This window comes from Citrobacter braakii, from assembly GCF_009648935.1.
GTDB lineage: Bacteria > Pseudomonadota > Gammaproteobacteria > Enterobacterales > Enterobacteriaceae > Citrobacter > Citrobacter braakii.
In genome coordinates, this window is record NZ_CP045771.1 from 2,002,389 (window position 1) to 2,026,226 (window position 23,838).

General features: G+C 50.1%; 21 protein-coding genes and 1 pseudogene. 18 read left to right on the top strand and 4 right to left on the bottom strand.

Going from position 1 to position 23,838, the window contains the following annotated elements:
• The first annotated feature begins 11 nt into the window (after nucleotides 1–11).
• The 3 genes from cysJ to cysH all read left to right on the top strand — a co-directional run bounded on the left by cysJ (nucleotide 12) and on the right by cysH (nucleotide 4,341).
• The gene (cysJ, locus tag GFC06_RS09335) at nucleotides 12–1,811 is read left to right on the top strand and encodes an NADPH-dependent assimilatory sulfite reductase flavoprotein subunit (RefSeq protein WP_153690074.1); all 1,800 of its coding nucleotides are present in this window, start codon (nucleotides 12–14) and stop codon (nucleotides 1,809–1,811) included.
• A complete protein-coding gene (cysI, locus tag GFC06_RS09340) occupies nucleotides 1,811–3,523 on the top strand; it encodes an assimilatory sulfite reductase (NADPH) hemoprotein subunit (RefSeq protein WP_153690075.1) in 1,713 nt (570 codons plus the stop codon). The genes cysJ and cysI overlap by 1 nt, the downstream gene beginning before the upstream one ends.
• Before the next feature lie 83 nt (nucleotides 3,524–3,606).
• Entirely contained in the window at nucleotides 3,607–4,341 is a 735-nt protein-coding gene (gene cysH, locus GFC06_RS09345; RefSeq protein ID WP_153690076.1) for a phosphoadenosine phosphosulfate reductase, read from the top strand.
• 44 nt (nucleotides 4,342–4,385) lie between these two features.
• Here cysH and GFC06_RS09350 read toward each other — a convergent pair whose 3' ends face one another.
• On the bottom strand, nucleotides 4,386–5,429 hold the full coding sequence (locus GFC06_RS09350; protein WP_109017645.1) for an aminopeptidase: 1,044 nt from the start codon (nucleotides 5,427–5,429) through the stop codon (nucleotides 4,386–4,388).
• Nucleotides 5,430–5,683: 254 nt separating this feature from the next.
• Here GFC06_RS09350 and cysD point away from each other — a divergent pair, with 254 nt between their 5' ends.
• The 10 genes from cysD (at nucleotide 5,684) to GFC06_RS09400 (ending at nucleotide 13,147) form a co-directional block, all read left to right on the top strand.
• Nucleotides 5,684–6,592, top strand: coding sequence for a sulfate adenylyltransferase subunit CysD (gene cysD / locus GFC06_RS09355; protein ID WP_003034152.1), 909 nt, complete (start codon nucleotides 5,684–5,686; stop codon nucleotides 6,590–6,592).
• A 9-nt stretch (nucleotides 6,593–6,601) separates the two neighbouring features.
• A complete protein-coding gene (gene cysN / locus GFC06_RS09360; RefSeq protein WP_016154213.1) occupies nucleotides 6,602–8,029 on the top strand; it encodes a sulfate adenylyltransferase subunit CysN in 1,428 nt (475 codons plus the stop codon).
• Nucleotides 8,029–8,634 (top strand): adenylyl-sulfate kinase, encoded by a 606-nt coding sequence (gene cysC / locus GFC06_RS09365; protein ID WP_019077557.1) that lies wholly within the window; start codon nucleotides 8,029–8,031, stop codon nucleotides 8,632–8,634. Before cysN ends, cysC begins: the two co-directional genes overlap by 1 nt.
• A gap of 47 nt (nucleotides 8,635–8,681) precedes the next feature.
• Nucleotides 8,682–9,005 carry a DUF3561 family protein gene (locus tag GFC06_RS09370; protein WP_016154211.1) on the top strand — a complete coding sequence of 108 codons (324 nt, stop codon included), beginning with the start codon at nucleotides 8,682–8,684 and terminating at the stop codon, nucleotides 9,003–9,005.
• A gap of 214 nt (nucleotides 9,006–9,219) precedes the next feature.
• On the top strand, nucleotides 9,220–9,531 hold the full coding sequence (gene ftsB / locus GFC06_RS09375) for a cell division protein FtsB (RefSeq protein WP_003034163.1): 312 nt from the start codon (nucleotides 9,220–9,222) through the stop codon (nucleotides 9,529–9,531).
• A gap of 18 nt (nucleotides 9,532–9,549) precedes the next feature.
• Nucleotides 9,550–10,260: a 2-C-methyl-D-erythritol 4-phosphate cytidylyltransferase gene (ispD, locus tag GFC06_RS09380; protein WP_016154210.1), complete on the top strand. Its 711-nt coding sequence runs from the start codon at nucleotides 9,550–9,552 to the stop codon at nucleotides 10,258–10,260.
• Nucleotides 10,260–10,739 (top strand): 2-C-methyl-D-erythritol 2,4-cyclodiphosphate synthase, encoded by a 480-nt coding sequence (gene ispF / locus GFC06_RS09385; RefSeq protein WP_016154209.1) that lies wholly within the window; start codon nucleotides 10,260–10,262, stop codon nucleotides 10,737–10,739. The genes ispD and ispF overlap by 1 nt, the downstream gene beginning before the upstream one ends.
• Nucleotides 10,736–11,785, top strand: coding sequence for a tRNA pseudouridine(13) synthase TruD (gene truD, locus GFC06_RS09390; RefSeq protein ID WP_016154208.1), 1,050 nt, complete (start codon nucleotides 10,736–10,738; stop codon nucleotides 11,783–11,785). The genes ispF and truD overlap by 4 nt, the downstream gene beginning before the upstream one ends.
• Nucleotides 11,766–12,527, top strand: a complete 762-nt coding sequence (gene surE, locus GFC06_RS09395; RefSeq protein ID WP_016157332.1) for a 5'/3'-nucleotidase SurE — start codon at nucleotides 11,766–11,768, stop codon at nucleotides 12,525–12,527. Before truD ends, surE begins: the two co-directional genes overlap by 20 nt.
• Nucleotides 12,521–13,147 carry a protein-L-isoaspartate(D-aspartate) O-methyltransferase gene (locus GFC06_RS09400; RefSeq protein ID WP_003034172.1) on the top strand — a complete coding sequence of 209 codons (627 nt, stop codon included), beginning with the start codon at nucleotides 12,521–12,523 and terminating at the stop codon, nucleotides 13,145–13,147. The genes surE and GFC06_RS09400 overlap by 7 nt, the downstream gene beginning before the upstream one ends.
• A 32-nt stretch (nucleotides 13,148–13,179) precedes the next feature.
• Here GFC06_RS09400 and GFC06_RS23375 read toward each other — a convergent pair whose 3' ends face one another.
• A complete protein-coding gene (locus GFC06_RS23375) occupies nucleotides 13,180–13,407 on the bottom strand; it encodes a hypothetical protein (RefSeq protein ID WP_223870215.1) in 228 nt (75 codons plus the stop codon).
• Between GFC06_RS23375 and nlpD the strand changes: the two genes are divergently transcribed.
• Both nlpD and rpoS read left to right on the top strand, forming a co-directional pair.
• On the top strand, nucleotides 13,310–14,392 hold the full coding sequence (nlpD, locus tag GFC06_RS09405) for a murein hydrolase activator NlpD (RefSeq protein WP_230330220.1): 1,083 nt from the start codon (nucleotides 13,310–13,312) through the stop codon (nucleotides 14,390–14,392). The two genes, GFC06_RS23375 and nlpD, sit on opposite strands and share 98 nt — an antisense overlap.
• A 62-nt stretch (nucleotides 14,393–14,454) precedes the next feature.
• The gene (gene rpoS / locus GFC06_RS09410) at nucleotides 14,455–15,447 is read left to right on the top strand and encodes an RNA polymerase sigma factor RpoS (protein WP_000081498.1); all 993 of its coding nucleotides are present in this window, start codon (nucleotides 14,455–14,457) and stop codon (nucleotides 15,445–15,447) included.
• 79 nt (nucleotides 15,448–15,526) lie between these two features.
• On the opposite strand, the gene mutS is transcribed toward rpoS, so the two are convergent.
• Entirely contained in the window at nucleotides 15,527–18,088 is a 2,562-nt protein-coding gene (gene mutS / locus GFC06_RS09415; RefSeq protein WP_047414286.1) for a DNA mismatch repair protein MutS, read from the bottom strand.
• A gap of 217 nt (nucleotides 18,089–18,305) precedes the next feature.
• Here mutS and GFC06_RS09420 point away from each other — a divergent pair, with 217 nt between their 5' ends.
• The 3 genes and pseudogenes from GFC06_RS09420 to GFC06_RS23380 form a co-directional block, all read left to right on the top strand.
• Nucleotides 18,306–19,589 carry a tyrosine-type recombinase/integrase gene (locus GFC06_RS09420; RefSeq protein WP_153690077.1) on the top strand — a complete coding sequence of 428 codons (1,284 nt, stop codon included), beginning with the start codon at nucleotides 18,306–18,308 and terminating at the stop codon, nucleotides 19,587–19,589.
• 51 nt (nucleotides 19,590–19,640) lie between these two features.
• A complete protein-coding gene (locus GFC06_RS09425) occupies nucleotides 19,641–20,159 on the top strand; it encodes a hypothetical protein (protein ID WP_228522550.1) in 519 nt (172 codons plus the stop codon).
• A 353-nt stretch (nucleotides 20,160–20,512) separates the two neighbouring features.
• Nucleotides 20,513–20,676: pseudogene (locus GFC06_RS23380) on the top strand (phage integrase central domain-containing protein); the annotation flags it as partial.
• 103 nt (nucleotides 20,677–20,779) lie between these two features.
• On the opposite strand, the gene GFC06_RS09435 reads toward GFC06_RS23380, so the two are convergent.
• On the bottom strand, nucleotides 20,780–23,794 hold the full coding sequence (locus tag GFC06_RS09435) for a DEAD/DEAH box helicase (RefSeq protein WP_153690079.1): 3,015 nt from the start codon (nucleotides 23,792–23,794) through the stop codon (nucleotides 20,780–20,782).
• Nucleotides 23,795–23,838 lie beyond the last annotated feature (44 nt).

The following is a 23,838-nucleotide window of genomic DNA, read 5'->3' on the forward strand; positions in this document are numbered from 1 at the left end:
CATGACAACGCATGACGACACAGGCCCCACCTTCCGCTCTGCTACCGCTAAACCCGGAGCAACTGGCACGCCTTCAGGCGGCCACGACCGATTTCACTCCCGCACAGCTTGCGTGGGTTTCTGGCTATTTTTGGGGCGTGCTGAATCAGCAGCCAGGCAGCAATGCGGCGACTCCTGCGCCTGCTGCTGAAATGCCTGGCATTACGCTTATCTCCGCCTCGCAAACCGGTAATGCGCGTCGTGTGGCGGAAGCCCTGCGCGATGATCTGATCGCTGCAAAGCTCAACGTCACTCTCATCAATGCTGGCGACTATAAATTCAAACAAATCGCCAATGAGAAATTGCTGATCGTAGTGGCGTCGACGCAAGGGGAAGGTGAACCGGCGGAAGAAGCCGTAGCGTTGCATAAATTCCTGTTCTCGAAAAAAGCGCCGAAGCTTGATAACACCGCTTTTGCCGTGTTTGGTCTTGGTGACACTTCTTACGAGTTTTTCTGTCAGTCAGGAAAAGACTTCGATGCAAAACTGGCTGAGCTGGGCGGTGAACGTTTGCTTGACCGCGTGGATGCCGACGTCGAATACCAGGGCGCAGCAGCCGAATGGCGTGCCCGTCTGGTTGATGTCCTGAAAGCGCGTGCCCCTGCGGCATCGTCTGTGCAAGTTGCTGCGAGCGGTGCGGTAAACGAAGTACACACCAGTCCGTACACCAAAGAAGCGCCGCTGACGGCGTCGCTTGCGGTGAATCAGAAAATCACCGGTCGCGACTCGGAAAAAGATGTGCGCCATATCGAAATCGATCTCGGCGATTCCGGCCTGCGCTACCAGCCGGGCGATGCCTTAGGAGTCTGGTATCAGAACGATCCTGAGCTGGTCAAAGAGCTGGTTGAATTGCTGTGGCTGAAAGGAGATGAGTCGGTCACGGTTGACGGCAAAACCCTGTCGCTCACCGAAGCGCTGCAGTGGCATTTCGAGCTGACGGTTAACACCGGCAATATCGTCGAGAACTATGCCACTTTAACCCGTAGCGACTCTCTGCTGCCGCTGGTGGGCGACAAAGCGCAATTGCAGCATTACGCCGCAACCACGCCAATCGTCGATATGGTGCGCTTCTCTCCGGCGCAACTGGACGCCCAAACGTTGGTTGATCTTCTGCGCCCGCTGACGCCGCGTTTGTATTCTATTGCCTCTTCCCAGGCGGAAGTGGAAAGCGAAGTGCACGTCACCGTGGGCGTGGTGCGTTATGACATTGAAGGTCGGGCCCGTGCTGGTGGTGCGTCCAGTTTCCTCGCCGATCGCGTGGAAGAAGAGGGCGAAGTGCGCGTGTTCATCGAACACAACGATAACTTCCGCCTGCCGGCTAACCCGCAGACACCGGTGATTATGATTGGACCGGGCACGGGGATTGCGCCGTTCCGTGCATTCATGCAGCAGCGTGCGGCTGACGGAGCCGAAGGCAAAAACTGGCTGTTTTTTGGCAACCCACACTTTACCGAAGATTTCCTGTACCAGGTGGAATGGCAGCGTTACGTCAAAGAGGGCGTACTGAGCCGCATCGATCTCGCCTGGTCGCGCGATCAAAAAGAAAAAGTCTACGTACAAGATAAACTGCGCCAACAAGGTGCGGAACTGTGGCGCTGGATAAACGACGGTGCCCACATTTATGTCTGCGGCGACGCCAATCGCATGGCGAAAGACGTTGAGCAGGCTTTGTTGGAAGTGATTGCCGAATTCGGTGCTATGGATATCGAAGCGGCGGATGAATTTTTAAGTGAGCTGCGCATTGAGCGCCGTTATCAGCGAGATGTCTACTAATGAGCGAAAAATACCCAGGACCATTGGTGGTCGAAGGCAAGCTGTCCGACGCTGAGCGTATGAAGCTGGAAAGCAACTATCTGCGCGGTACTATTGCCGAAGATTTAAACGACGGCCTGACCGGCGGCTTCAAAGGCGACAACTTCCTGCTGATCCGTTTTCACGGTATGTACCAGCAGGATGACCGCGATATCCGCGCCGAACGAGCCGAGCAAAAGCTGGAACCGCGTCACGCGATGCTGCTGCGCTGCCGTCTGCCGGGTGGGGTGATCACCACCAAACAGTGGCAGGCGATCGACACGTTCGCCCATGACAACACGATTTACGGCAGCATTCGTCTGACCAACCGTCAGACCTTCCAGTTTCACGGCATTCTGAAGAAGAACGTTAAGCCGGTACACCAGATGCTGCATTCGGTCGGGCTGGACGCGCTGGCGACCGCCAACGACATGAACCGTAACGTTCTGTGTACCTCTAACCCGTACGAGTCCGAGCTGCACGCCCAAGCCTATGAATGGGCGAAGAAGATCTCCGAACATCTGCTGCCGCGTACTCGCGCCTATGCAGAAATTTGGCTGGATCAGGAGAAGGTAGCGACCACCGACGAAGAGCCGATCCTCGGCCAGACCTATCTGCCGCGTAAGTTTAAAACCACGGTCGTAATTCCGCCGCAGAACGACATCGATCTGCACGCCAACGACATGAACTTCGTGGCGATTGCCGAAAATGGCAAGCTGGTGGGCTTTAACCTGCTGGTCGGCGGTGGTTTGTCGATTGAGCACGGCAATAAGAAAACCTATGCCCGTACGGCGAGCGAATTCGGCTTCCTGCCGCTGGAGCACACGCTGGCGGTAGCGGAAGCTGTGGTGACAACGCAGCGCGACTGGGGTAATCGTACCGATCGTAAAAACGCCAAAACCAAATACACGCTTGAACGCGTTGGTATCGACACGTTCAAAGAGGAAGTGGAGCGTCGCGCGGGTATTAAATTTGAGCCGATCCGCCCGTACGAGTTCACCGGTCGCGGCGATCGTATTGGTTGGGTAAAAGGGATCGACAATAACTGGCACCTGACGCTGTTTATTGAAAACGGCCGTATCCTGGATTATCCGGGCCGTCCGCTGAAAACCGGCCTGCTGGAGATCGCGAAGATCCACAAAGGGGATTTCCGCATCACCGCCAACCAGAACCTGATCATTGCTGGTGTGCCGGAAAGCCAAAAAGCGAAGATCGAGAAGCTGGTGCGCGATCACGGATTGATGAATGCGGTGAAGCCGCAGCGTGAAAACTCGATGGCCTGCGTGTCGTTCCCGACCTGTCCGCTGGCTATGGCGGAGGCCGAACGTTTCCTGCCATCGTTCACTGATAAAGTGGAAGCTATTCTCGAAAAACACGGCATTCCTGACGAGCATATCGTGATGCGCGTTACAGGCTGCCCGAACGGCTGCGGCCGCGCGATGCTGGCGGAACTGGGCCTGGTGGGTAAAGCGCCGGGGCGCTACAACGTACACCTTGGCGGTAACCGCATGGGCACGCGCATTCCGCGTATGTATCGCGAAAATATTACGGAATCGGAAATTCTCGACTCCGTTGACGAACTGGTTGGGCGCTGGGCGAAAGAGCGCGAAGCGGGTGAAGGCTTCGGTGATTTTACGGTGCGTGCGGGCATCATTCGCCCGGTGCTCGATCCCGCCCGGGATTTCTGGGAATAAGGTGAAATTGACTTATCGGGTCTGCTGAATCTGTAGGCCTGATAAGCGCAGCGCCATCAGGCAAGGCAAACAGCGAGGAATTTATGTCCAAACTCGATCTCAACGCGTTGAACGCGCTGCCGAAAGTTGAACGCGTTATGGCGTTGGCGCAAACCAACGACCAACTGGAAAAATTGAGCGCAGAGGATCGCGTGGCGTGGGCGCTGGAAAACCTGCCAGGTGAATATGTACTGTCATCAAGCTTTGGTATCCAGGCGGCAGTAAGCCTGCACCTGGTGAATCAGGTTCACTCAGATATCCCGGTGATCCTCACCGATACCGGCTATTTGTTCCCGGAAACCTACCAGTTTATTGATGAGTTAACGGACAAACTCAAGCTTAATCTGCAAGTCTACCGGGCGAAGGAGAGCGCGGCCTGGCAGGAAGCGCGCTACGGCAAACTGTGGGAGCAGGGCGTTGAAGGCATTGAGAAATACAATGAGATCAACAAAGTCGAGCCGATGAACCGCGCGCTTAAAGAACTCAATGCGCAAACCTGGTTTGCCGGTCTGCGCCGCGAGCAGTCGGGCAGCCGGGCGCATTTGCCGGTGCTGGCTATCCAGCGCGGCGTGTTTAAAGTGCTGCCGATCATCGACTGGGACAACCGTACCGTTTACCAGTACCTGCAAAAGCACGGCCTGAAATACCATCCACTGTGGGATCAGGGCTATCTGTCAGTGGGTGATACCCATACCACCCGCAAATGGGAGCCGGGTATGGCGGAAGAAGAGACGCGGTTCTTCGGATTGAAGCGCGAGTGCGGATTGCACGAAGGGTAAAAGATAAAAGCCCGGTAATGTTTACATATTACCGGGCTTCTTCGTCAGGATTTTCCCGCCTTTGCCAGTTCTTTTACCAGCGGGAGCATAATGCGTACCACGTCGCGGCTACGGTGCTCTATCCTGCCCGGTAAGGCTTTATCGATATGCTGCTGGTTATCCAGTCGCACATCGTGCCAGCTGTTGCCTGCCGGGAACGAGGCGCTTTTGGCGCGCTGTTGATAGCCATCTTTCTTGCCCAGACTCCAGTTGGTTGCTTCAACGGAGAGCACGGCAATGCCCGCATCGTCGAAGACCTCTGCGTCGTTACAACATCCAGTACCTTTCGGATAGTTTTTGTTCAGTCCCGGATTGGTGCTGGCTACGATACCGCGGCTGTGCGCGATGGCCAGCGCCCGGTCGCGCGTCAATTTTCGCACCGCTTCCGGGGTTTTCTTACCGCTATTGAAATAGAGCTTATCGCCGACGATCAGGTTATCGAGGTTGATAACCAGCAGCGTATTTTTCTTCTCGGCGGCGCTCATTCGCTTCAGGATGTTCTCCGCGCCCAGTTTGCCTTCTTCCTCGCCGCTGGTGGCGATAAATCGAATGCCGTACTGCGTCGGCACGTCTTTGAGTTTTTCTGCCAGTTCCAGCATCACGCCAAGTCCTGCGGCGTTGTCATCAATACCTTGCAGGGTCAATCCACCCAGATTGGCATCGGAATCGGCGTCGCTCTGTGCGGCGTAGGTGTCGAGGTGCGCCATGATAATAATCTGCTGTGGCGCTTTACCCTCATGTGCGGCAATAACGGTACTTCCCGTGACGTTATGCCAGTTTTTACGGTTATTTTTGGCGGTATAAACATAACGGCTATTAAACGTTCGAATATCACTGCTGTAGCCCATCTGCTGAAATTGCTGACGAATATAATCAGCAGACAACATTTCTGCCGGAGAGCCCGTTACGCGGCCTGGGAAAAACGTTGCGATATATCGAGCCTGGGTATTTGCGATATCTCCAGGTTTGGAAGATGTTGCCTGTGCGGGAAGGATAAAGCACGCGCCGAGCGCCAGGATTGCAAGAAGGGGGCGCGTTGCGGAAAACATAATGAGTCCTTAAATACCAAGCAGAAATTTTTAGCCGCTAGTATGAAACCGTGATCGAGGTAAAACAATTTCATTTGCTCCTAAATGCCCTAAATTCGGTAGCTTAAGCACTTTTTGATATTTGCTTTTCCGGATCGTTATTCCTTTGAGGAACTACTCATTCCAATTCGTAATTTCATTCGCCCTCTTGCCCTCCCTATAGTCAGGTTATCTGAGCATCGTTAGCAAAATAACGGCATTACATAGGAACGGTTATGGATCAAAAACGACTTACCCACCTGCGGCAACTGGAAGCGGAAAGCATCCATATTATTCGTGAGGTGGCCGCCGAGTTTTCGAATCCGGTGATGATGTATTCCATCGGCAAAGATTCCAGCGTAATGCTGCATCTGGCGCGCAAAGCGTTTTATCCTGGCACGTTGCCGTTCCCTCTGCTGCACGTTGATACCGGCTGGAAATTCAGCGAGATGTACGAGTTTCGTGACCGCACGGCGAAAGCCTACGGTTGTGAACTGCTGGTGCATAAAAACCCGGAAGGGGTGGCGATGGGCATTAACCCGTTTGTTCACGGTAGCGCCAAGCATACCGATATTATGAAAACCGAAGGGTTGAAGCAGGCGTTGAACAAATACGGTTTCGACGCCGCGTTCGGTGGCGCTCGTCGTGACGAAGAGAAATCGCGTGCCAAGGAGCGCATTTATTCTTTCCGCGATCGTTTTCATCGCTGGGACCCTAAAAATCAGCGTCCGGAACTGTGGCATAACTACAACGGACAGATTAACAAAGGCGAAAGCATTCGCGTATTCCCGCTCTCCAACTGGACTGAACAGGATATCTGGCAGTACATCTGGCTGGAAAATATCGACATCGTGCCGCTGTACCTGGCGGCGGAGCGTCCGGTGCTGGAACGCGACGGCATGCTGATGATGATTGATGACGACAGAATCGATCTGCAACCGGGCGAAGTGATTAAAAAACGTATGGTGCGTTTCCGTACGCTCGGCTGCTGGCCGTTAACAGGCGCGGTGGAGTCGAATGCGCAGACTCTGCCGGAAATTATCGAAGAGATGCTGGTCTCAACCACCAGTGAACGTCAGGGCCGCGTGATTGACCGCGACCAGGCGGGCTCCATGGAGCTGAAGAAACGTCAGGGGTATTTCTAAGGAGCCGCCATGAACACGACACTTGCACAACAAATTGCTAATGAAGGCGGCGTTGAAGCCTGGATGGTCGCCCAGCAACACAAAAGCCTGCTGCGTTTTTTAACCTGCGGTAGCGTGGATGATGGGAAAAGCACCCTGATTGGTCGCCTGCTGCACGACACGCGTCAGATTTATGAAGACCAGCTTTCATCGCTGCACAACGACAGTAAACGTCACGGTACTCAGGGCGAAAAGCTCGATCTGGCGTTATTGGTTGACGGCTTGCAAGCCGAGCGCGAGCAGGGCATCACCATCGACGTGGCTTACCGTTATTTCTCTACCGAGAAGCGTAAATTTATTATTGCGGATACTCCCGGCCATGAGCAGTACACTCGCAACATGGCGACCGGTGCGTCGACCTGCGACCTGGCGATCCTGCTGATCGATGCGCGTAAAGGCGTGCTGGATCAGACCCGTCGTCACAGCTTTATCTCCACGCTACTTGGGATCAAACACCTGGTGGTGGCGATCAACAAAATGGATCTGGTGAACTTTAGCGAAGAGACATTTAACCGCATTCGCGAAGACTATCTTACTTTTGCTGAACAGTTGCCGGGCAACCTGGATATCCGGTTTGTGCCGCTCTCTGCGCTGGAAGGCGACAACGTGGCTTCACAAAGCGCCAGCATGTCGTGGTACAGCGGTCCGACGCTACTGGAAGTGCTGGAAACCGTTGAGATCCAACGCATAGTTGATACTCAGCCGATGCGCTTCCCGGTGCAGTATGTGAACCGACCGAATCTGGATTTTCGTGGTTATGCCGGGACGCTGGCCTCCGGTAGTGTGAAGGTAGGGCAACGCGTCAAAGTGCTGCCATCCGGCGTTGAGTCGAGCGTGGCACGGATCGTAACCTTTGATGGCGATTTACAGGAAGCACATGCGGGTGAAGCGATCACCCTGGTATTGAAAGATGAGATCGATATCAGCCGGGGCGACCTGCTACTTGATGCCGGTGAAGCGTTACCTGCGGTACAAAGCGCTGCCGTTGATGTGGTGTGGATGGCGGAACAACCGTTGTCGCCTGGGCAGAGCTACGACATCAAAGTCGCCGGTAAGAAGACCCGCGCACGCGTTGATAACGTGCAGTACCAGATTGATATTAATAACCTGACCCAACGTGATGTTGAAGCGTTGCCGCTAAACGGCATCGGTCTGGTTAATCTGACCTTTGATGAGCCGCTGGTGCTGGATACCTATCAGCAGAACCCGGTTACGGGCGGGCTGATTATCATTGACCGCCTGACCAACGTTACCGTTGGCGCGGGGCTGGTACGTGAGCCAATCGTCCAGGAGCACACCGCGGCTTCTCAGTTCAGCGCGTTTGAGCTGGAGCTTAATGCGTTAGTGCGTCGCCATTTCCCGCACTGGGGCGCGCGCGATCTGCTGGGAGGAAAATAATGGCGCTGCATGACGAAAACGTCGTCTGGCATGCCCATCCTGTTACACCGCAACAGCGGGAACAACGCCACGGTCATCGTGGTGTTGTGCTGTGGTTTACCGGGCTGTCTGGTTCCGGTAAATCCACGGTAGCAGGGGCGCTGGAAGAGGCGTTGCACAAGCTGGGAGTGAGTACCTATTTGTTGGATGGCGATAACGTGCGCCACGGCCTGTGCAGCGATCTTGGGTTTAGCGATGCCGATCGTAAGGAGAATATTCGTCGGGTTGGCGAGGTGGCTAACCTGATGGTGGACGCGGGCCTTGTGGTGTTGACCGCCTTTATCTCTCCGCATCGCGCCGAACGCAAAATGGTCCGTGAACGCGTTGGCGAAGGGCGTTTTATTGAGGTTTTTGTCGATACGCCGCTGGCAACGTGCGAATTACGCGATCCAAAAGGGCTGTATAAAAAAGCGCGGGCGGGTGAGTTGCGCAATTTCACCGGAATTGATTCGGTATACGAAGCGCCTGAATCGCCAGAGATTCACCTTGATGGTGAACAATTGGTAACAAATTTGGTACCCCAATTATTAGACCTGCTGAGGCAGGAAGATATTATCAGATCCTGAGACACCCGAGCTTGTATGCCCGGTCAGTCACGGTCACAGGATTAGATATGCGTAACAGCCATAACATTACTATTACAGAGTCAGATACCTTCGCCGCCGACGATGAAACCACCTGGTCACTACCGGGTGCCGTGGTCGGTTTTATCGCGTGGCTGTTGGCGCTGGGGATTCCGTTTCTGATTTATGGCCCTAACACACTCTTTTTCTTCATTTATACCTGGCCCTTTTTCCTCGCATTGCTGCCCGTGGCGATTGTCGCGGGTATTGCGCTGCACTCCCTATTGAAGGGGCTGTTGCTGCTGAGCATTACCTGCACCCTACTGGTGGTTGGGGCGATGTTTGGCGCGCTATTTCTGTGGTTGTTGGGTTAGGCAAACGCCTTTTTTAACAATCGCTGATGTTGTTCACTCTCTGGTCATAATTCAAACCGTAACCAACAATGAGATTATGTTCTCCTTACACGGGGTATACGTAACAACGGGCAAATGTGGTACATTTGCCCGCGTTGTCGCGGCATTCCCGACCGTTGATGTAAAGTTGTCTGCGGAAGTTATGGGATGTTAATGCCGTTTTTCAGGGGGCAGGATGGGTAAACTAACGCTGCTGTTGCTGGCTTTATTGGTCTGGCTGCAGTATTCGCTGTGGTTCGGTAAGAACGGCATACATGACTATAGTCGCGTCAACGATGATGTTGCTGCGCAGCAAGCTACGAACGCGAAACTTAAAGCACGTAACGATCAGCTCTTTGCCGAAATTGACGATCTCAATGGCGGACAAGAGGCTATTGAGGAGCGCGCGCGCAACGAACTCAGTATGACTAAGCCGGGCGAAACTTTTTATCGTCTGGTGCCTGACGCGTCTAAACGCGCTCAGACTGCAGGGCAAAATAATCGATAAACCGTCCAGGGATTTAACATGGCAGCCACTTTATTGGACGTTTGCGCCGTGGTGCCGGCTGCCGGGTTTGGCCGCCGAATGCAAACAGAGTGTCCTAAGCAGTACCTCTCTATTGGCAATAAAACCATTCTTGAACACTCGGTTGATGCGCTGCTGGCTCATCCCCGGGTGACGCGAGTCGTTATCGCTATCAGCCCAGGCGACAGCCGCTTTGCCCAACTTCCACTCGCCGCGCATCCGCAAATTACCGTAGTGGATGGCGGCAACGAGCGTGCCGATTCTGTCCTTGCCGGTTTGCAAGCCGCAGGTGAGGCCAGTTGGGTACTGGTGCATGACGCCGCGCGTCCGTGTCTGCACCAGGATGATTTAGCCCGTTTGCTGGCAATCAGTGAGACCAGCCGCACCGGCGGGATCCTGGCGGCACCAGTACGCGACACGATGAAGCGCGCGGAGCCGGGCCGAACAGACATTGCCCATACGGTCGATCGCACCGATTTATGGCACGCGTTGACGCCGCAGTTTTTCCCTCGCGAGCTGTTGCACGATTGCCTGACCCGTGCGCTCCACGAAGGCGCAACCATTACGGATGAGGCCTCGGCGCTGGAATATTGCGGCTTACATCCTCAGCTCGTTGAAGGACGGGCTGATAATATTAAAGTAACGCGTCCAGAGGATTTGGCGTTGGCCGAATTTTATCTGACCCGGACTACCCACCAGGAGAAGACATAATGCGAATTGGACACGGTTTCGACGTACACGCTTTTGGCGGAGAAGGCCCAATTATCATTGGTGGTGTGCGCATCCCGTATGAAAAAGGATTGCTGGCGCATTCTGATGGCGATGTGGCGTTACACGCGCTAACCGATGCTCTGCTGGGCGCGGCTGCGCTGGGGGATATCGGTAAACTCTTCCCTGACACCGACCCGACCTTTAAAGGTGCCGATAGTCGTGAATTATTGCGAGAAGCCTGGCGGCGTATTCAGGCCAAAGGCTATACGCTTGGTAATGTGGATGTGACAATTATTGCTCAGGCGCCGAAGATGCTGCCGCACATTCCGCAAATGCGCGTGTTTATTGCCGAAGATCTCGGCTGCCATATGGATGATGTTAACGTGAAAGCGACCACCACGGAAAAACTCGGTTTTACCGGGCGTGGGGAAGGGATTGCCTGTGAAGCGGTGGCGTTACTCATTAAGGCACCGAAATGACTGTGTTTGACGATCTGACGTATCTCCATGGCAAACCACTGGGCCATGGCGTCCTGAAAGCGAATCCGGAAGACTTTGTTGTCGTCGAAGATTTAGGCTTCGAACCGGATGGCGAAGGCGAGCATGTTTTGGTGCGCATCCTGAAAAACGGTTGTAACACCCGTTTTGTGGCTGACGCGCTGGCGAAATTCCTGAAAATTCACGCCCGTGAAGTGAGCTTTGCCGGGCAGAAAGATAAGCATGCGGTCACGGAACAGTGGCTGTGCGCGCGTGTACCGGGCAATGCAATGCCTGATCTAAGCAAATTTGAGCTCGAAGGCTGTAAAGTTCTGGAGTACGCGCGCCACAAGCGTAAGCTGCGTTTAGGGGCGCTGAAAGGCAACGAATTTACGCTGGTGTTGCGTGAAGTGAGCGAGCGAAATGACGTTGAAGCGCGTTTGCAGGCGATTAGCGAACGCGGCGTACCGAACTATTTTGGCGCTCAGCGTTTTGGTATCGGCGGTAGCAACCTGCAAGGGGCGCTGCGCTGGGCACAAAGCGATGCGCCGGTGCGCGATCGCAATAAACGCAGTTTTTGGTTGTCGGCGGCCCGTAGCGCGTTGTTTAATCAGATAGTCAGTGAACGCTTGAAAAAAACAGACTTTAATCAAGTTGTTGACGGCGATGCGCTACAATTATCCGGACGCGGAAGCTGGTTTGTCGCCACACAGGAAGAACACACAGAATTACAGCGTCGCGTCGATGAGAAAGAATTGATGATCACAGCGGCATTACCGGGCAGCGGTGAGTGGGGAACTCAGCGCGACGCACTGGCGTTTGAAAAAGCCGCTGTTGCTGATGAAACCGCGCTGCAGTCTCTGTTATTGCGCGAGAAAGTCGACGCGTCGCGTCGCGCTATGTTGCTGTATCCACAACAATTAAGCTGGAACTGGTGGGATGACGTAACCGTCGAGTTACGCTTCTGGCTACCGGCAGGTAGCTTCGCCACCAGTGTTGTAAGGGAACTTATTAACACAATGGGTGATTATGCGTATATTGCTGAGTAACGATGATGGGGTCCACGCACCCGGTATACAAACGCTGGCGAAAGCGCTGCGTGAGTTTGCTGACGTACAGGTGGTTGCCCCGGATCGTAACCGCAGTGGCGCGTCTAACTCGCTGACGCTGGAATCCTCACTTCGCACCTTTACCTATGATAACGGCGATATCGCCGTACAAATGGGTACGCCCACCGACTGCGTCTATCTGGGCGTGAACGCATTAATGCGTCCGCGTCCGGACATTGTCGTTTCTGGTATCAACGCGGGTCCTAATCTGGGTGATGATGTTATCTATTCCGGTACCGTTGCGGCGGCAATGGAAGGCCGTCATCTGGGATTCCCGGCGCTGGCTGTTTCACTCGATGGCCATAAACACTACGAGACTGCTGCCGCAGTAACCTGTCGTATCTTACGGGCGCTGAGTCGTGAACCGCTGCGCACCGGTCGCATTTTGAATATCAACGTGCCGGATTTACCGCTGGATCAGATTAAAGGTATTCGCGTCACGCGCTGCGGCAGTCGCCATCCGGCGGATCAGGTTATTCCACAGCAGGACCCACGCGGTAATACGCTGTACTGGATCGGGCCACCGGGCGAAAAGTGCGACGCCGGGCCGGATACGGATTTTGCCGCCGTCGATGAAGGCTATGTTTCTATCACGCCGCTGCATGTCGATTTAACCGCATACGGCGCGCATGAAGTGGTTTCTGACTGGTTAGACAGCGTGGGAGTCGACACGCAATGGTAAGCAGACGCGTACACACTCTTCTTGAACAATTACGTGCGCAGGGCATCAGAGATGAGCTTGTCCTCGATGCGCTCGCCGCCGTGCCGCGTGAAAAATTCATTGATGAGGCGTTTGAACATAAGGCCTGGGACAATATTGCCCTGCCGATTGGTCAGGGGCAGACGATTTCGCAGCCCTATATGGTTGCGCGAATGACCGAACTGCTTGAGCTAACGCCGCAGTCTCGAGTGCTGGAAATTGGTACTGGCTCTGGCTACCAGACGGCGATTCTGGCGCACCTGGTGCATCATGTGTGCTCCGTTGAGCGCATTAAAGGTTTGCAATGGCAGGCGCGTCGCCGCCTGAAGCAGCTTGATTTACATAATGTTTCGACCCGTCATGGTGATGGATGGCAAGGCTGGCAGGCGCGAGCTCCGTTTGACGCTATCATTGTAACGGCAGCGCCGCCCGAGATCCCGACCGCATTGATGATGCAACTGGATGAGGGCGGCATTCTCGTCTTACCCGTGGGCGATGAGCACCAGTTTCTGAAGCGGGTGCGTCGTCGGGGAGGCGAATTTATTATCGATACCGTGGAGGCCGTACGTTTCGTTCCCTTAGTAAAAGGGGAGCTTGCGTAGATAGCGCTGCTGAATACCTGGAGTTTTCCTGGTTATTCTCGAAAGAGTAAGCGTATTGTGACGGGGCCTTGCACGGTGATTACGTCACTGGTTTTAACCAATTTTCCTGGGGGATAAATGAGCGCGGGAAGCCACAAATTTACCGTTCGCCGCATTGCGGCATTGTCACTGGTTTCACTATGGCTGGCAGGTTGTTCAAACACCTCGAATCCACCAGCGCCGGTCAGCTCGGTTAACGGTAGTGCATCAACGAACACCAGTTCTGGCATGCTGATTACGCCTCCACCTAAAATGGGCTCGACGTCGACAGTACAGCAGACGCCACAGATCCAGTCGGTGCAGCAACCAACCACACAGCCAACGCAAATCCAGCCTGTTGCTCAACAGCCTGTGCAGATGGAAAACGGTCGTATTGTATACAATCGTAAGTATGGGAATATTCCGAAAGGTAGCTACACGGGCGGCAGTACCTATACTGTTAAGAAAGGCGATACCCTTTTCTATATTGCCTGGATCACCGGGAACGATTTCCGTGACCTCGCACAACGCAATAACGTTCCGGCCCCGTATGGCCTGAATGTCGGTCAAACTCTGCAAGTGGGCAACGCGTCTGGTGCACCGATTACCGGTGGCAATGCCATCACCCAGGCGGATGCAGCACAGCAAGGAGTTGTGACCAACCCTGCACAAAATTCCACCGTTGCTGTTGCTTCGAAACCAACAATTACGTATTCTGAGGATTCAGGTGAACAAAGTGCTAACAAAATGTTGCCGAACAACAAGCCTGCTGGGACTGTGGTCACAGCGCCTGTAACGGCTCCAGCAGTTAGCACAACCGAATCAACTGCAAGCTCAACGTCGACTAGCTCGCCAATCTCTACCTGGCGCTGGCCGACTGACGGCAAAGTGATCGAAAACTTTGCGGCTACCGAAGGTGGCAATAAAGGGATCGACATTGCAGGCAGCAAAGGACAGGCTATTGTCGCGACCGCAGATGGACGCGTCGTCTATGCCGGTAACGCGCTGCGTGGTTACGGTAATCTTATTATCATCAAACACAACGATGATTACCTGAGCGCCTACGCCCATAACGATACAATGCTGGTCCGGGAACAACAAGAAATCAAGGCGGGGCAGAAAATAGCTACCATGGGTAGCACCGGAACCAGTTCAACACGCTTGCATTTTGAAATTCGTTACAAGGGGAAATCCGTAAACCCGCTGCGCTATTTACCGCAGCGATAATTAGGCGGAACCAGGCTTTCACGTGCTAGTTCCGTTAGGGATCACGGGTAGGAGCCACCTTTATGAGTCAGAATACGCTGAAAGTTCATGATTTAAATGAAGATGCGGAATTTGATGAGAACGGAGTAGAGGCTTTTGATGAAAAAGCCTTGAGTGAAGAGGAACCCAGTGATAACGACCTGGCTGAAGAAGAGCTGTTATCGCAGGGGGCCACACAGCGTGTGTTGGACGCGACTCAGCTTTACCTTGGTGAGATTGGTTATTCACCACTGTTAACAGCCGAAGAAGAAGTTTATTTTGCGCGTCGCGCACTGCGTGGAGATGTCGCATCTCGCCGTCGCATGATTGAAAGTAACCTGCGTCTGGTGGTGAAAATTGCTCGTCGTTATGGCAATCGTGGTCTGGCATTGCTGGACCTGATTGAAGAGGGCAATTTAGGGCTTATCCGTGCCGTCGAGAAGTTTGACCCGGAACGTGGGTTCCGCTTCTCAACATACGCAACCTGGTGGATCCGCCAGACGATCGAACGGGCGATTATGAACCAAACCCGTACGATACGACTGCCGATTCACATTGTAAAAGAGCTGAACGTCTATCTGCGTACCGCGCGTGAGTTGTCGCATAAACTGGACCACGAACCGAGTGCAGAAGAGATTGCTGAACAACTGGATAAACCGGTTGATGACGTCAGCCGTATGCTCCGACTCAACGAGCGTATTACCTCGGTAGACACCCCGCTGGGTGGCGATTCCGAAAAAGCGTTGCTGGATATTCTGGCCGATGAAAAGGAAAACGGTCCGGAAGACACCACGCAAGACGATGATATGAAACAGAGCATCGTCAAATGGCTGTTCGAACTGAACGCCAAACAGCGTGAAGTGCTGGCACGTCGTTTTGGTCTGCTGGGGTACGAAGCTGCGACACTGGAAGATGTGGGCCGTGAAATTGGTCTCACTCGTGAACGTGTTCGCCAGATTCAGGTTGAAGGTCTGCGTCGTCTGCGTGAAATTCTGCAGACTCAGGGACTGAATATCGAAGCGCTTTTCCGCGAGTAAGCACAAGTTCTATCAAGAAAGGCCAGTCTCATTGAGACTGGCCTTTTTCTTTAGGGCTAACGCTATCGGGCTCTTTTTACTACACCAGACTTTTCAACCGGTAGATCCACTCCAGCGCCTGGCGAGGCGTTAGCGAATCCGGATCGAGGTTTTCCAGCGCATCAACGGCGGGTGACGTTTCTTCCGGTACTGACAGCAGCGACATCTGCGTACCGTCGACCTGGGTTGCGGCAACATTTGGCGCGATGCTTTCCAGTTCGCGCAGTTTTTGCCGCGCGCGTTTGATCACCTCTTTCGGTACGCCAGCCAGGGCAGCGACTGCCAGACCATAGCTCTTGCTCGCCGCGCCATCCTGCACGCTGTGCATGAAGGCGATGGTATCGCCGTGCTCTAACGCATCCAGATGCACATTAGCGACGCCCTCCATCTTCTCCGGTAACTGCGTCAGTTCGAAGTAGTGGGTCGCAAATAAAGTTAATGCTTTGATTTTATTCGCCAGATTTTCTGCGCATGCCCATGCCAGCGACAGGCCGTCGTAGGTGGAGGTGCCGCGTCCAATCTCATCCATCAGCACCAGACTGTTCTCGGTGGCGTTATGCAGAATGTTGGCGGTTTCGGTCATTTCTACCATGAAGGTGGAACGACCTGATGCCAGATCATCCGCCGCGCCCACGCGGGTAAAGATACGATCGATAGGCCCGATCTCGACTTTCTGTGCCGGAACGTAGCTGCCGATATAGGCCAGTAGCGCAATCAACGCAGTCTGGCGCATATAGGTACTTTTACCCCCCATGTTTGGGCCGGTGATGATCAGCATCCGTCGCTGAGGCGAGAGGTTAAGCGGGTTGGCGATAAACGGCTCGGTCAGCACCTGTTCAACCACCGGATGGCGTCCCTCAGTAATACGAATACCGGGTTTATCGGTGAAGATCGGACAGGTGTAATTCAGGGTATAAGCACGCTCCGCGAGGTTGACCAGCACGTCCAACTCCGCCAGCGCGCTGGCGCTCTGTTGCAAATCAGCCAGGTGTGGCAGCAGCATGTCGAACAGTTCGTCATACAGCTGTTTTTCCAGCGCCAGCGCTTTGCCTTTTGAGGTCAGAACTTTGTCTTCGTACTCTTTCAGTTCCGGAATAATGTAGCGTTCGGCGTTTTTCAATGTCTGGCGGCGTACGTAGTTAATTGGCGCCAGATGACTTTGCCCACGGCTGATCTGAATGTAGTAGCCGTGCACGGCGTTAAATCCTACTTTCAGCGTGTCCAGACCGGTGCGTTCGCGTTCGCGGATTTCCAGTCTGTCGAGGTAGTCCGTGGCGCCATCAGCCAGCGCTCGCCACTCATCAAGCTCTTCATTGTAGCCTGGGGCAATGACGCCGCCGTCACGTACGAGCACTGGCGGAGCTTCCACGACGGCACGTTCCAACAGTTCACGCAGCTCAGTAAACTCACCCATTTTCTCGCGCAGCATCTGCACGGGGGCACTGTCTACGTTTTCCAGCTGCGCGCGCAGTTCGGGTAATTGCTGGAAGGCATGACGCATACGGGCCAGATCGCGCGGGCGCGCAGTACGCAGGGCCAGACGCGCCAGAATACGTTCCAGATCGCCTACCTGGCGCAGCACGGGTTGTAATTCGCTGGTGGTATCCTGCAGCGCGCCGATGGTCTGTTGGCGCTCGATGAGGATTTTGGTGTCGCGGACCGGCATATGCAGCCAGCGCTTGAGCATACGGCTACCCATCGGTGTCACGGTGCAGTCGAGTACTGAAGCCAGCGTGTTTTCCACCCCGCCCGCCAGGTTCTGGGTGATTTCCAGATTGCGGCGTGTGGCGGCGTCCATAATGATGCTGTCCTGCTGACGCTCCATGGTGATGGAACGAATATGCGGCAGCGAGGTGCGTTGGGTATCTTTTACGTATTGCAGCAGACAGCCGGCAGCGCATAATCCGCGTGGGGCGTTTTCCACGCCAAAGCCAATCAGATCCCGCGTGCCGAACTGCAGATTTAACTGCTGACGGGCGGTATCAATTTCAAATTCCCACAGCGGACGACGACGCAGGCCGCGACGTCCCTCTATCAGCGAGGTTTCGGCAAAATCCTCGGCATACAGCAATTCAGCGGGGTTGGTGCGCTGCAATTCCGCGGCCATGGTTTCGCGGTCAGCGGGTTCACTGACACGAAAACGCCCGGAGCTGATATCCAGCGTAGCGTAGCCGTACCCTTTACTGTCTTGCCAGATGGCGGCCAGCAGGTTGTCCTGGCGTTCCTGCAACAACGCTTCATCACTGATGGTGCCTGGTGTGACAATTCGTACCACTTTGCGCTCAACCGGGCCTTTGCTGGTCGCCGGATCGCCGATCTGTTCACAAATAGCAACGGACTCACCCTGATTGACCAGCTTGGCGAGGTAGTTTTCTACCGCATGATGAGGAATGCCTGCCATCGGGATTGGCTCGCCCGCAGATGCGCCGCGTTTGGTCAGGGAGATATCAAGCAGTTGAGAGGCGCGTTTCGCATCGTCATAAAACAGTTCGTAAAAGTCGCCCATGCGGTAAAACAGCAGTATTTCCGGGTGCTGAGCCTTCAGCTTGAGATACTGCTGCATCATTGGGGTGTGCGAGTCTAAATTTTCTATTGTGCTCATCAGTTTGTGATATCCATTTTCTTAATTTTTAATGAGTTAGTGATTTTTGTGATTATCATTAAGTTTCACGTTGTCTCATCGAATATCATGAAATCCTACATTTAAATGTAGGCTAAAGTGTAGCTTGCCAGCCTATGGCCTGGTAAAATATGGGCACATACAGTGCAACCTACATTTATGTTCATGACTGCATAAGATGCATGATAACGGAGTCTTTATGGCAGGAAAACAAGAGGGAAGGCCACTTTCGTTTAAAGCGGTAGAAATGATGAAGCCAGGCGACAAAGATAAGGCTGATGTAGGCGAAAATCGTGGCTTACGTGTCTCTTGTGGTGCAACTGGGGTTAAGTCTTTTTTCTATCGTTACACAAGTCCTCTGACTGGCAAGCTAGCTCAGGTTAAAATTGGTAACTTCCCGCAGACTTCTCTCGCCGCTGCACGTCTTAAACTCCACGAATTAAAGCTCCTCCGACAGGAAGGTCGGTGCCCTGCGACTGAACTCAAAAAAGATAAGCTCCAGCGTGCGATTGAAGCTGAACAAGCTAAGACCCCTGAATTGACCGTACAGGGATTAGTTGAACTGTATCTTACTGAACGTATTGAGGATCGTAAAACGAAGGATGGGAAGGTCATTCCCGGTGCCAGAAAGCCGAAAGGGCAGGCTGAGGTTCGTCGTACTCTCTATGGTGACGCTGTTAAAAGCTTAGGAACCCGAAATGCTGCTGAGATTACGCGTCAGGATGTCATCAATTTAATTAATGGCATTGTAGCCCGAGGTGCAACCGTACAGGCTGGAAATGTTCTGAGGGAGCTTTCACTCGCATATGAATTTGCAATTGGCCTTGGACGTTTTAATGATAATTTTGCGAATCCGGCGCTGTTAGCAAAATCCAGCTTACGACAGACCAGAATTAAGCTCACAAACGGACGAGGAACACGAGTACTGAGCGAGGACGAGCTTGCTAAATTCCTTAAATGGCTTCCGGGTTCGGCTTACACACCAACGATCAAAAACGTGTTACGTCTGACTCTCTGGACTGGGTGTCGTACTGGTGAAGTCTGCAATATGGCATGGAAGGATGTTGATCTTGAAAAAGGCACTATTCATCTGCGAGAAACTAAAACAGGGATAGAGCGCTACGTACAGTTATCTGATCAGGCAATCGACTTTCTCAAAGTACTACGGCTTACCTCTGACAAATATCTATTCCCTTCGCAAGCCACAAAGAAGCCAATTCAGCAGAAGTATCTAACTGAAAACTCATGGCGTTTACGTGAAAGCGGTCAAATGCTTGATATACCTCATTGGACGCCGCACGATCTGCGTCGTACAGTACGAACGGGGTTATCTCGTTTGCAGTGTCCAAATGAGATAGCAGAGGCCGTATTGGGGCATACACGTGGCGGCGTTGAAGGTATTTATAATCTGTATAAGTATGATGCTGAGTGCCGGAAGTGGTTGCAGGTGTGGGCGGATTATTTGGATGACCTGATAAAATAACAAATACAGATGTATTATTAATTTATGTTGCTGCAACAGAAGGGATTATTCATGCTTAGCGATTTCAACACCGAACAGCAAACTCTAATTGAGAAATTATCATTAGTTGATGATCTAGAAGCTTGGGCAACTTATACCAGACATCTTGAAAAAGAAGAGAAGAAAAAATTTTACGAGTGTGCCAGACGTTTGTGGATAAAACGTAAATTACTTGATGGTAGTTTGCTTTTACATCCTAATGTTCGAATTGATTTAATTGAGCGGGAGTATAGGCCACTATCTATTCACAAGAAAATGATCTGGGCTAGTGTATTAGTCTCTTATAAGGGTGAAGATAGTAAGGAGTATTTTAAAAGAGTAAAGGGGAAGATAATTAGAAAGTATGGTCTCAAATGGTGGAAAGATGTTGATAGTAGAATAAAGCCAGCTTATGCAGCGCGGCAACGTATTTTAAAGCGTGTTGGTGCTCTTGGCCCGGGAGTAAAATACTTTGCCTCACAAAGTTTGTTTGTAGGCAGCATGTTAAATGATGAACTTGATGCAGCATTAAGAATGATTCCAGAGGATTAAGAGAAAACGCAATGAAGTTACCTTAAGACGTTGAACCGTGACCTTTATTGTATTATATTGATATTTATTGTTTTAATTTCTACTTATCTTTCATTATACTCATGCTTGTACTCATTTTGGAATTGGCTCGCTTTCGAAATGGACAGTTCGTATGTTCGACTCCATAATCGGCACCATTTCAAACTTTTGCCAAGTCTACCGAAACCAACTCAAAGCCCGTATACGACTAGTTTCTAGCCCGTACCTTATCTTTTGGTATCAACTGGATTCATATCACAGTTGGGGGCATAAGTGGGGGGCAATCTGTGTTCAGTCCAGGGATATGCCCCTAATGAAGTGTAAGCATCCCGGTAAGCCGTGGTGCGACAGAGAAACCAAGAAGGTTCGCCATTGCTCCGGTGAAGTCTTTCATTACGCCATAGTTACCAGCCGTACGGAATACAATCCCGCAGCGGATCTAACCAGCGCGATGTCAGGACATGAATCAAAACATTATCCCTTCCTTATTGTTGTGGAGTCAGAGAGTAAATGGCATTTATTAGTCATTAAAAAAATAATCAGTTGAATTGGTTATCCATGACTTCCCCGACACACTTAAATGTGTCGGGGAATTGAGTTTGTTATGATGTGAATATTTTTATATCTACACCCATCTCATCAGCACTACTTAACCAATCTTCGATTAGTTGAAAAGCTTGTATTGTTTCAGATTGCTGGTCAATATCTTTTGACATCTCTTCAATGAAATGTTTTTTCGAAAAAGAGTTGCCCATTACTATCCATATTTCTTTATTGCACAGTGGTGATTTTCTTCTATTAGATATTAACTCCCAGGTTTTTTCCTTAAGTTTATTTTCTTTATTAGGGATCTTTCCAATTTCGTTAAAGGCTAATCTAAAACGAGACTCAAGTTTATGTTTGGCTTTATGGGACGGCCATGCTTTATCCCAAATAGAGTAGTTTCCTGGGATATTAGCATCTGAGTGTGAAATCAGATAGGTTAAGTTTTTAATTGCTTGACTTCCGACCTCTGCTATCGCTCCTGCTGAGGATTTTGGAGAGCTGAATGATTTCCCACATTTTACATGAATGAAACATAATTTATCCGGTGATGATACGATAAAATCACATGGTTCTGTATCCATGTCAGTACAAAGAACGAGATCGCAATTTGGAATATAAGGATGAAAGGGGCCCAATTGTGGAAGAGTAGCATTTCTATTTGAGTGGTTTTTTAATTGATCAATTAAATAAAATATAGAATTCTTATCAAAGCTTGTGCTTGTAGTATTAATATACATATCTTTTTCATCATACTTTCCTTTTTCTTTAAGACCCTTTGAAAGCAGTGCTGGAAGGCTTATGAGTGAACGTCCCGCCCAACTTTCCTCAGCAGTAATACCTTTTTCAAAAGGAAGTGAAAATTTATAAAATTTCGACGCACTGTATGTTGTTCCGTCTAAGAAAAGAATTCTAAAATTGTCATTATTTAAATAAGAAATTATTTTGTTGAAATCATCATAATTGTTAGTGGTTGTCAAAAGGTAACTATGTTTCTCTTCTTCATACTGAATGTGTATTTTAAATGGTTTTGAACCAACAAATAACTCCGCACCTTCACTTTCTGAATATTGAAGGTAATAATAGTCCGGTAGAAAATTCTTTTCGGAAATTACTTCGGTATCGAAATCTGATAAATCTAGAATAATTGAAACTATATCGGAGTTGGGTTTTTCATTAATGGGTTGCGAGAATGACTTTATTAATCGGCCATTATTAGTTGCTTCTTTTGCTGTTCCTAAATCAATTTTCTCAATCCATTCAGATAGTTCTTCTATACTAAAATTCCTTTCCATTTGATCAGAGACACGACCAGACCTAGCCCCTATATAGAAACTACTGTCATTTTTCCCTTGTTCATCCTTATTAACTACTTTCAATGTTGTTAGTGTGTACATGGCATTGCGCTGAGTGCTATTTATATTTTCTAGGTTTTTACCTTTTAAGGACATCGCTTCCGGTCTATTTTTTGCAGTACCTATAGCCCTTGAGTGAGCTTCTTTTATTTCACGGACCTTAGTGGCTGCAGCTAATGCTGTTAATCTATTAATATTTATAGGTTTTGCAAGATTTAAGTCGATTCTATTTGCATACTTGGCACCAGCGCTGTCAAAGATAGCTATGCTATTAGATAACTCTTTAATTATTATTATTTCTAGCTTTGGTTCAAAAAATAATTTATCAGAAAGATACCTAGAGCTATTGAATGATATGTATAGATACATGAATACATTATGGTCATTTTTTATTTCTTTAACGAGTGAACCTTGTGTATGCAGTTCCCAATATATTTTATCCAAAAGAAGGGGAGTTGAGTAATTAGGCCCTTTTTCTATAAAGCAAACGGATGCCAATGGTATTGAAATATCATTGGCGTTTATGGATTGCAAGTCCAATCGTTCTCTGAAACGACTAGAGAAGTAGCTGTATTCAGGGAAGTTATCAAGAAATCCTTTTATTAGGTTAGTTGTGCTTAGCGATTTTATAAATCCTTTTGAACCGCTAGGTGTGGATATGTAGTCATCAAATACGCGGTAACTTTGCCACATTCTTTCATTGGATGAACTAGCTAGATCTATTATCATCGGTTCTATTGAATTGTAATTCCTAACAACTCTCCCAATAGTTTGAACCAATTCTCTACCACTTCCAACTTGATAGGTTAAAACTAGTAATTTTGCTTCAGGCAAATCTACACCTTCATCAAGTTTATGTTGATGAATTAGAACTCTTATGTTGTCAGATTTTAATGCGGAATTTACTGATTTAAATTTACCGCTAACTTCATCATTTCTAAATGTCTCATGTATACTTACTGTTTTGAATTTTTTAGAAATTGATTCGTGGTATCGAGATATATCATAGGCATCTTTACATTTTATTATGCATTTTATATTTTCATTTTTTTCTAGAAAAACCTGTACTTCTTGAAGCATTTTCTCCATTGAATTCACTTGAATGAAATTTGGCTCAGTAATTATTTTATCAGAAATAGCCTGTTTAAATGTAAAGATAAAATAATCATCTAAGTCAACGTTTAATTCGAAAAGATCATTCCTATATGGTGTTGCCGTTATTACAACTTTTATTGCATCTGATTGTCGTACGATTTCTCGCCATACAGGAGATGGTTCAGAATGACCTTCATCAATAATAATAAGATCGAAGAAACTTTGTGTCTCATCTAGGTCTTCTGGTGATAACATTGATAGTTTTTGAAATGTTGATATATATATACCTTCTTCATTTAAATTATTAATGTTTTTAAATGTATTCTTTAATTTTATATCTGGATCGTTTAACGTCACTCTAAAAAACCTACTTGATACTTCTCTATAGAGCTGTTCCTTAACTGCTCTCCTATGACAGATAATTAAAATATTTCGCTCTTTACTTAGATGTGATATTAAACTTATGACACCTGTTTTACCCGCTCCCGTTGGCAAGTTAATTAAGCATGCCTTATCACGAATATTTCTTTTCTTAAATTTAAAAAATTTCCCCACAGCTTCTTCTTGACATTTCCTTATTTTGCCTGTAGAGACTTTTAAGTATTTTAATAAATTTCTTTGCATGTAATCTCCTTTGCATATTTAAAAAACTCAATAAATACAATTAT